The following is an 8,792-nucleotide window of genomic DNA, read 5'->3' on the forward strand; positions in this document are numbered from 1 at the left end:
TTTCAGGTTTGGCCAGAGCCGGTGCCGTCCTGAACCGGCCAGAATACCTAGAACTCGCCGCCAAAGCCGCCAACTTCATCCTCGACAGCCAGTGGGCTTCCGGACGCTTCCACCGGCTCAACTACGATGGCCAGCCTGCCATCACCGCCCAGTCCGAAGACTACGCCCTCTTCATCAAAGCCCTTCTCGATTTGCATCAAGCTTCCCTCAACACCTCCCAATCCCCAAATCTTCAAATCAGGGCCCAAATCCCGGCCCAAATCCCGGCCCAAATCCCAGCTTGGTTAGAAAAAGCCCTGCAAGTGCAAGAGGAATTTGACGAATTTCTCTGGAGTGTGGAGTTGGGGGGATATTATAACACAAGCAGCGATATTCGTCAATACCTTTTAGTGAGAGAGCGCAGCTATGCCGACAGCGCCACACCGGCAGCCAATGGCGTAGCAGTGGCCAACTTAGTGCGGCTCGCCCTGCTAGCAGAAAAGCTGGAATATCTCGACAGAGCCGAGCAAACCCTGCAAGCCTTCAGCAGTATAATGAGCCGGGCACCGCAAGCGTGTCCAAGCCTGTTTGCCGGTTTAGACTGGTATCGCAACTGCACCCTGATTCGCACTGGAAGGGAGCAGGTAGCTGCGCTTATTCCGCAATACCTGCCGGCGGCTGTTTTGGCGGTGGAGCCAAATTTGCCTGCCGGTGCGGTGGGATTAGTCTGTCAGGGGCTGAGCTGCAACGAGCCGGCTGTTAGTATGGCCCAGTTGGGCGAGCAAGTGCGGCTGAGCCAGACGAGGGGGTGACAGCGATTTTGGTTTGTAGTTGGGCTTCAGCCCAAAAGTTCGTAGTTGGGCTTCAGCCCAAAAGTTCGTAGTTGGGCTTTAGCCCAAAAGTTCGCAGTTGGGCTTTAGCCCAAAAGTTCGCAGTTGGGCTTTAGCCCAAAAGTTCGTAGTTGGGCTTTAGCCCAAAAGTTCGTAGTTGGGCTTTAGCCCAAAAGTTCGTAGTTGGGCTTTAGCCCAAAAGTTTGTCGTTGGGCATTAGCCCCACCGGCGGGCTGTATAGCAAGCCAGCCCGATGTTTAAGCGCTTTGGCCTAAAAAAAACGAACTATCGTAAGGATATATCCTAGCAACGCCCACTGGAAATCCGTATGTCCAACCAATCAGAGCCCCCCGCACTCCCCCCATCTGTGCAGCGAGTTGTCCCCATATTTCGCTATGCCGGCTGGGCGAGCTTCTGGGTGCAGGTCGTCCTAGCCGTTATTGCCAGCCTGATTTTCGCATTTGCTGGGTTTTCTAGCAGCGCTCCCCGCACCGCTGCCGGTGCTGCAGCCAACAATCCAGGAAGCGGACCGGGCCTGTTTTTTACCGTTTGCGGACTTCTAGTGCTCGGCGTCAGCATCTACTGGTCTTTTCGTTACACCCGGCTAGCTCAACAGCTGCAATCCTCCAATCCCAACCTGCGCCCCAAGAAGGCAGACGCCATGCAGCTGCTGCGGCGCGGCTTGATATTGAATTTAGCGGGGATGGGTTTGACCCTCATGGGGGCAGAAGCGATTACCGGCACCCTGCTGGGCAAGGCTTTGGCCCAGCCCCAAGCCTTACTGGGCTTGGGGGGCGATCTCAGCAAACTCATTCAACCCCTGGATATTTTTGTGGTGCTGGGGAACACCCACACGCTGGTGGCTCACTTTGCCGGCATTCTCACGGCGCTGTGGCTGATCAATTCGGTGAGCCGGCAGTAGCTGGCAGCTCGGTTGTGGCGCTCACCTTTGAGCGCGAGCGCCAAAGTTTGGGTCATTTATAATTTACGCCCCAGCCATCCGGAATCCGTGCGATCGGCTGCGAAGTAGCTATCCAGTTAACTTCCAGCATCCTGTGAATCAACCGCGCTACAGCTAGCGGCGCACCACTGAGAAGCTGGTGACGGTTGCAGCCAATACAGTCTCAATCGCTTTGCTGCTCGTCGCTGCGATTTCCAGCTTGAGATTTCAGATTAACAATTTAATCTTTTTTTGACTCTAGAATCTAAAATCTAAAATCTCTCTTGGCTGTCTGGCTTCACCCAGTCGCTGCGGCTGTTGCCCCAATTTCCAGTCTGTATGGCCTTTGTTAGCGAGATGCGGTTTCACTCAAGCACGGAGACAATAGCGATCATGGTACTGAAACCTGCGGCCCCCTGTTGGGAGGGTGGCCACACAACCTCAGAAATGTCTCAATCAGCGCTGCAAGCGCTCCAGGGGCAAATTGAAGCTGAGCTCTACCGCAGTGAGATATACCGGCAGACGGTAGCCAGCTTGCAGGCGCAGCTTGGGGATGCAGCAGCACTCACGCAGATGCTCGTCGCTGCGGTGGCAAAAGAAGCCATCCGGCTGGCGCTGAAGCAGTGTGCCGAAAACTGTGGGGCGGTGCCGGCTCAAAGCTCGCAAGCGCTGCAACCGGCACCCTTCCCGGCACAACCCGCTCAGCCGGCGGCAACAGGGGGTTTGGCTTCCGTGGCGGGCTCGGCTAGAGCCAGTGCGGCACCCGAAACAGCGGAGCGCGCCAGGATTGACCGCTTGCGCCAGATAGGCCAAGAGCTCCAGCAAGCCCGTCAGGCTCGCGAGCTGTCTCTGGAGCAACTCGAGCGTCAAATCCTGGTGCCGCGACCGATTCTGGAGGCTCTGGAAACAGGGCGCACTGAGCGATTGCCAGAAGATATCTACGTTCGCGGCTTTATCCGCCGCACCGGCGATGCTTTGGGGCTCGATGGCTCTCGGATGGCGGCTTCCGTACCCGCACCCGCCGCCGCACAATCTGCTGTCCCCTCCTGGTACCGGCCTGAACTCCAATCAGAAAAGATGCGTCCGGCGCATTTATACCTTGGCTACGCCGCCCTGATGGCGGGAGCTGTGGGCGGGCTTTCTTGGCTGTCGGCGCAAGCCAACCCCAGAGCGGTTGCTGAACCTGACCCAAATTTTTCCTCTCCTGGATCTGTTTCCCACCCGGACGGGCGTACTGTGCCGGTGAAAACGCCGGGGTTGCGCACCGGCTATGCCGGTGTGGCGGCGGGATCTGATATTGCGCCTCCTGAAGCTATGGCCTACTAGGTTCAACAGCGCCGGTTAAGGATTATCGCAGTATTCACGCTCGGGAACGGACAGTAGGACAGGCGAGACGCCTGCCCTCAATATTTCTGGGACAGGCGAGACGCCTGTCCAACGTCCGCGCCCAATTGCCCGCTGCTATATAAAACCGATTTATCGGCATTTCTATGCCAGTAAAAAGCTGGTTCCTTCGGCTCTTTGCAACTCTTAATTTGCTTCCCTATTGTGGCGCGCTCTAATGAAAAGCTTATGCAGCAATTCATTAGAGCGAACAATAGAGATGCTTAGTGCAAATTAAAAGCGCTATAGCTTATTTCCAGACAGGTTTTCTAGTTGCTCAAAACCAGGTTGTCTCGGTGAACGACGGTTTCCGCACCGGCATGGCCCAAAATATTGGGAATTTCTTCGGATTTGCGCCCCCGAATCAGCTCCAGTTCGGCGCTGCTGTAGTTGACGAGCCCTCTGGCAATTTCCCGACTGTCTGCGGCGCACAGCTGCACGGCATCTGACACTTGGAAGTCGCCTTCGACATTGGTGACGCCGGCAGCGAGTAAGGACTTGCCCCCCTGACAAATCGCTGCCACGGCTCCCGCATCCAGGTAAATCTTCCCCGCCGGCACCAAGCCGTGGGCAATCCAGCGCTTGCGGGCGCTGTCCGCTCGGGGGTGGGGGTCGAACTGAGTCCCAACCGGCTCTCCCTGGAGAATTTTCTCGATGTTTCTGGGATTGCTGCCGGCGGTGATGGCGGTGCGCACGCCGGCGCTGGTGGCAATCCGGGCGGCTTGAATTTTTGTGGCCATGCCACCGGTGCCCCAGCCGCTCTTGGAGTCGCCGGTTTGCACCTGCAGTTGCTCGAGCTCGTCGAGGCGCTGCACCAGGCTGATGGGCTCGGCGTCAGGATGGCTGCGGGGGTCCGCTGAGTACAGCCGGTCCACATCGGTGAGTATAAACAGCCAGTCCGCTTCGATTAAGCTGGCCACGAGCGCCGAGAGGGTGTCGTTATCCCCAAATTTCAGCTCTTCGGTGGCTACGGTGTCATTTTCGTTGACCACCGGCACCACTCCCAAGCGCAGCAATTCTTGGAAGGTGTTGGAAGCGTTCAGGTAGCGACTGCGCTGCACCAAGTCGGTGCGGGTGAGCAGCACTTGGGCCACCGGCTGCTGCAGGGAGCTAAACAAGTCATCGTAGACGCGCATCAGGCGTCCCTGGCCAACAGCCGCCACAGCCTGTTTCAGGGCAATGTTGCGGGGGCGCTCGCGCAGTCCGAGCCGAGCGCAGCCCACCCCCACCGCTCCCGAGGACACCAGGACCACGCGGTGCCCCTGCCGGCGCAGGTCGCTGAGTGTTTCTACCAGGGTGGCGATGGTGGAGAGGGCCAGGTTGCCGGTGGCCGGCACAGTTAGGCTGGATGTGCCTATTTTGACGACGATCGTTTGCGGCATCAGGACGAGGATGGCAGGTTGGTTCTTTGGCAAGTTGGTGAAGCGTTAGAAAGTTGCCAGGACTTGCGCACTGATAAAATCAGCCCAATCTGTATCTGGAAACTTTCTAGCCTTCGCTCTCCTTGCAGTTTTACAGGTATTTTACCATCCGCCGCCTGACAAAACACAGGAGCGATTGCCGGCTCTCTTTAATCCGCCACTCTCCCAGACATTTTATCATAAAACCTCTAATTTACCTGCCAGCAGATGTTTTTTCTGTGCTGGCAGGTTTGGGGGTGAGATTGCCCTAGGTCAGGAACCGGCATGGTTTCAAGGCGATGCCGGTATTCTGGACGCAACTCAGCTGGCAGGCTTTTTAGCGCGAGCTTTTGCTGAAAAGGTGTTAACTCCAGACCCTGTTTTTTTCACAACCGGCTGGCACGCAGCGGGCTGGTGTTTGGGATTCGCTGTTTGAGGCAGCGGAAGCCTTTCTCTGCCTCAGCCTGTTTGATTGGCGCTATGCGCTCAGAGCCGGATTTGTGGATTTAGTCGCCCGCCGGTGGCGTATTTCTGAAAAAAAGACATAAATCATTGAATTCTTAGCGGAAAAATTAACCCATTGACGTTCTTGATTTCCTGGATAAAGTGATTTATTCTTTAATCCGGATAAAAGATGAGGGAGTCCCCCAGGAACTCTATTTCCGCATTTTGGAAGGGGAGCAGTCTTTTTGGGAACTCGCCCGAGAATACTCTGAAGGAGTGGAGGCGCAAACCAATGGGTTGCTCGGTCCTGTCGAGCTGGGGAAAGTCTTTCGGGATCTAGCTCAGATCCTGCTGGTCAGTCAAATCGGTCAACTTTGGGCTCCGATTCGTTTAGGAGAGTGGCGGGTTATTGTGCGGCTGGAAAAACGGATCCCGGCTCAGCTGGATGAATCCATGCGCCGGCGACTGCTCGATGAACTTTTCCAAGTTTGGCTGCAAGAGGAGCTTGCGAAACTGGCGAATAGTGGGCTGATATCGCTGAATTGAGCGCCGGCGCTGGAAAACAAGGAGGTCTGCTGCGGGTTCGAGGCGCAGTTGATTTTGGATAGCTGGAACAGGTACTGAGAAAAGAGTGCGGTTTGCCGCGAGCGCCATCCTCAGGGATGATACCTAGAAGTCGCCCATTTCCGAATTTTCTTTACAAACACTCTCTCAGGACAGCCGCTTCACAGACTGGCGCGACTCAGAAAGCCCGCTTAAATACGGTTTCAGCCGGCGATTGAGAAATTGAAGCATCTGCGGGTTCTCTGCAGAAACCGCACACTTATAATAAGCAACTGGACTGGCGATTTGCCGTTTTATAGCCTCCGCCATCAGGGAAATCCCCCGCCCCAGTTTCTGGAATCTCTCCCGCACATACAAGACGGAGTACCGGATGGTGTCCGGCGCGACGCGGTGGCAAATCATCCAGCCAACAATTTCACCATTATAGCGCAGTCCGAGGCTGTTAAGAGGCTCGATTCTCGGAGCGTTCCCAAAGGGAGAAAGAGATTCTGGATAGCCCCCCCCCTGCAAGATTTGCTGGCGCTCCTCTGCGGTTACTTCGCTCCAGGTAAAAACCGTGAAGCCAGCCGGCAATGGGTATTTGTGCAGCCACGGCGCTAGAGAAATTTTGTCAGTTGTGGTCTGCCCCAGCAAATATTTAATTTGCGGCGGCTCCCAGTTCAATTTGCGCAGCATTGGCTCCAGCGACTGGTCGGTAATCTCAGTCTTTGGGTAGGAGACACTAACTTGCCGGCAGCCATTTTTCGCCAGCCCTTTTTCTAAAATTCCCTGCAGCGCGGTGCCGATTCCTTGGTGCCGGAACTCCGGGGCGACAAACAGGGAAATTATCTCAGCTGTCTGGCTTTCCGCCAGGATATCCGCAAATACAAATCCCACCAGCTGTTCCGATATGGAAGCGGAAACAGCCAGAATTTCGCCGCGCTGCGTGTATTTCTGCCACCGCTTCTTGAGGCTGGGAAAACTCAGGGCGTCGTACTCAATGGAATTTTCCACGGAGCATCCCGTTTTTGCAAAGACTGTTACCCTCACCCCCCTAACTCCCCTCTCCCAGGTCGGGAGAGGGGCGAAAGAATCAAGAATTCTCCCCTCACCCCAAAGTGGGAGAGGGGTTGGGGGTGAGGGGGATTACAAAAATGGGATGCTCCCATCTCTGCCGGTGGGGAGAGCGTTGGTGTTGAGTTAGGCTGGTTCATCAACGAGACGTGCTATTGCAGGTATATCCACCGGCTTGTGTGGCCTTTTTTTTCTAGCCGTTGGGTTGCGATCCTCTCTACTGTCAGGGATTTTGTTCTATCTGTCAAGATTATTTAATAACATTTAAGATTTAGGCGGTGCGAGAACTGCCACAGGGCTACAGGGGGCATGGGGCATCGGGCATCGGGCATGGGCCAAAACAATCAATCCCCAATCCAAAATCCGGGCATCCAAAATCCGGGCATCCAAAATGGCTATTAATCCCCCTTGGCGTTCTTGGCGTCTTGGCAGTTTACAAAAAACCCTTTCTAACCGCCAGAATACTATTTCCCCCACTCGCTATCCCCCCAGATTTGGCGGAAAGCCTCTTTAAGATGCCGCACAAAATGTCGGGGGTTAAACAGGGGGCGCTGCTGTGATTTTCTGCAAACTTGCAGCGAATCGCTGGCAATTCATCCAGATTGTTTCCCAGATATACGGGGCGGCGCTCGGAGCGCTCGTATTTTTCCTGACTGCTGCAAATCATTTCTGGGAGCAAAGCAGCGGCGCAAATGCTGGCACCCATACGAGAGGGGGTGGCGATTCCGGGGAGAGTCAGCACCGGCACTCCTGTTTGCAAAGCGGCAACAGCCGTAGAGCCGGCACTGTAAACAAACGTATCCAAAAACAAATCGGCTCGGCGATAGCGAGCCAAATACTCCGCCACCGGCAAGTGCTGTGCGTGACAAATATCTTCAGATGTGGTAAGGACCCGCGTGCCGGTCTGGTGAAGCCTGTTCCCGAGGGTTCAGTGGCAGTTCCCGCCGGCACGAGCCGGTGAGATATGCCCTCACATATATAGAAGGAAACCCCTGCCGGCTGGCGTGCTGATAAGGGTAAAACTGAATATTATAATAAGACTTGCGCCGTGAGTGCAACTGACATGCCGGCAGTCGGTGTGCAGTTGGGCTAATGCCCAAAAGTTCGCCGTAGGGCTAATGCCCCATCGCCGGTGCGCAATAGACCGGCCTCCCTGAAAAAGCATCTAATTTGCTGTTAAAAATCTTGGTTCACTGCCGCTTCAGTCCCCTCTCCGAGAGAGCGCCCCCCTCTACAATCAGATTAAAAGTGGGTTTACAGGCTTTTATCGCGCGGGCGCTGCTACCGGCAGCCGGCAGCCAAGGAATCCAAAAAATATAAATTAGATGTCGATTTAGAGTGGGCCAGCCAGACGAGTGCGAATTCGAGAGAAATTTTTTGAGTGGGGGGTGACAAATCCGCGAGATACCCTATAATGAGACACAAGGTAAAGAAACGTAAACTTAACTGGCGCGCCGGCACGGTTTCTGGTATAGGCCAGAGCCGAGCCTGAGTTGGGCCGGTGAAGTTAAAGCCTTGTGAACTCATATCCTTTGGAGATTCGTCAATGACCATTGCAATCGGACGCGAGTCAGCCCAAAGAGGCTGGTTTGACGTACTCGACGACTGGCTAAAGCGAGATCGGTTCGTCTTCATCGGCTGGTCTGGACTGCTGCTGTTCCCCTGCGCCTACCTGGCGGTTGGGGCCTGGCTGACCGGCACCACCTTTGTCACCTCCTGGTACACCCACGGCTTAGCCTCCTCCTACCTGGAAGGCTGCAACTTCCTGACCGTCGCCGTGTCCACCCCTCCGAACAGCCTGGGACACTCCATCCTGTTCCTGTGGGGTCCGGAAGCCCAAGGCGACTTCACCCGCTGGTGCCAGCTGGGCGGTCTGTGGACATTCGTCGCCCTGCACGGTGCCTTCGGTCTGATCGGCTTCTGCCTGCGCCAGATTGAAATCGCCCGTCTGGTAGGCATCCGTCCGTACAACGCCATCGCCTTCACCGGCCCGATTGCGGTGTTCGTCAGCGTGTTCCTGATGTACCCACTGGGCCAGTCCGGCTGGTTCTTCGCACCCAGCTTCGGCGTGGCAGCGATCTTCCGCTTCCTGCTGTTCTTGCAAGGGTTCCACAACTGGACGCTCAACCCCTTCACATGATGGGCGTGGCCGGCATCCTGGGGTGGGGCGCTGCTGTGCGCCATTCACGGTGCTACCGT

At 55.8% G+C, this 8,792-nt stretch carries 6 protein-coding genes and 3 pseudogenes; 5 read left to right on the forward strand and 4 right to left on the reverse strand.

The window, feature by feature from the left end:
* The 3 genes and pseudogenes from OSC10802_RS0121320 to OSC10802_RS0121335 all read left to right on the forward strand — a co-directional run.
* Positions 1-791, forward strand: a pseudogene (locus OSC10802_RS0121320) (thioredoxin domain-containing protein); the annotation flags it as partial.
* A 346-nt stretch (positions 792-1,137) separates the two neighbouring features.
* Positions 1,138-1,731 carry a DUF3611 family protein gene (locus OSC10802_RS0121325; RefSeq protein WP_017718800.1) on the forward strand — a complete coding sequence of 198 codons (594 nt, stop codon included), beginning with the start codon at positions 1,138-1,140 and terminating at the stop codon, positions 1,729-1,731.
* A 465-nt stretch (positions 1,732-2,196) separates the two neighbouring features.
* Positions 2,197-3,075: a helix-turn-helix domain-containing protein gene (locus OSC10802_RS0121335; protein ID WP_017718802.1), complete on the forward strand. Its 879-nt coding sequence runs from the start codon at positions 2,197-2,199 to the stop codon at positions 3,073-3,075.
* A 326-nt stretch (positions 3,076-3,401) separates the two neighbouring features.
* Here OSC10802_RS0121335 and proB read toward each other — a convergent pair whose 3' ends face one another.
* A complete protein-coding gene (proB, locus tag OSC10802_RS0121340) occupies positions 3,402-4,514 on the reverse strand; it encodes a glutamate 5-kinase (RefSeq protein WP_017718803.1) in 1,113 nt (370 codons plus the stop codon).
* A 624-nt stretch (positions 4,515-5,138) separates the two neighbouring features.
* On the opposite strand from proB, the gene OSC10802_RS41105 reads away from it, so the two are divergent.
* Positions 5,139-5,522, forward strand: a complete 384-nt coding sequence (locus tag OSC10802_RS41105; RefSeq protein WP_017718805.1) for a peptidylprolyl isomerase — start codon at positions 5,139-5,141, stop codon at positions 5,520-5,522.
* A 165-nt stretch (positions 5,523-5,687) separates the two neighbouring features.
* Here OSC10802_RS41105 and OSC10802_RS0121355 read toward each other — a convergent pair whose 3' ends face one another.
* The 3 genes and pseudogenes from OSC10802_RS0121355 to OSC10802_RS0121365 form a co-directional block, all read right to left on the reverse strand.
* On the reverse strand, positions 5,688-6,533 hold the full coding sequence (locus tag OSC10802_RS0121355; RefSeq protein WP_017718806.1) for a GNAT family N-acetyltransferase: 846 nt from the start codon (positions 6,531-6,533) through the stop codon (positions 5,688-5,690).
* A 493-nt stretch (positions 6,534-7,026) separates the two neighbouring features.
* Positions 7,027-7,467 (reverse strand): annotated as a pseudogene (locus OSC10802_RS0121360) (O-linked N-acetylglucosamine transferase family protein); the annotation flags it as partial.
* A 407-nt stretch (positions 7,468-7,874) separates the two neighbouring features.
* Positions 7,875-8,120: a hypothetical protein gene (locus OSC10802_RS0121365; RefSeq protein WP_155968168.1), complete on the reverse strand. Its 246-nt coding sequence runs from the start codon at positions 8,118-8,120 to the stop codon at positions 7,875-7,877.
* Positions 8,121-8,139: 19 nt separating this feature from the next.
* Here OSC10802_RS0121365 and OSC10802_RS41110 point away from each other — a divergent pair.
* Positions 8,140-8,792, forward strand: a pseudogene (locus OSC10802_RS41110) (photosynthetic reaction center family protein); the annotation flags it as partial.

Origin of the sequence: Kamptonema formosum PCC 10802, assembly GCF_000332335.1 — a bacterium.
Taxonomy (GTDB): Bacteria; Cyanobacteriota; Cyanobacteriia; order Cyanobacteriales; family Oscillatoriaceae; genus Oscillatoria.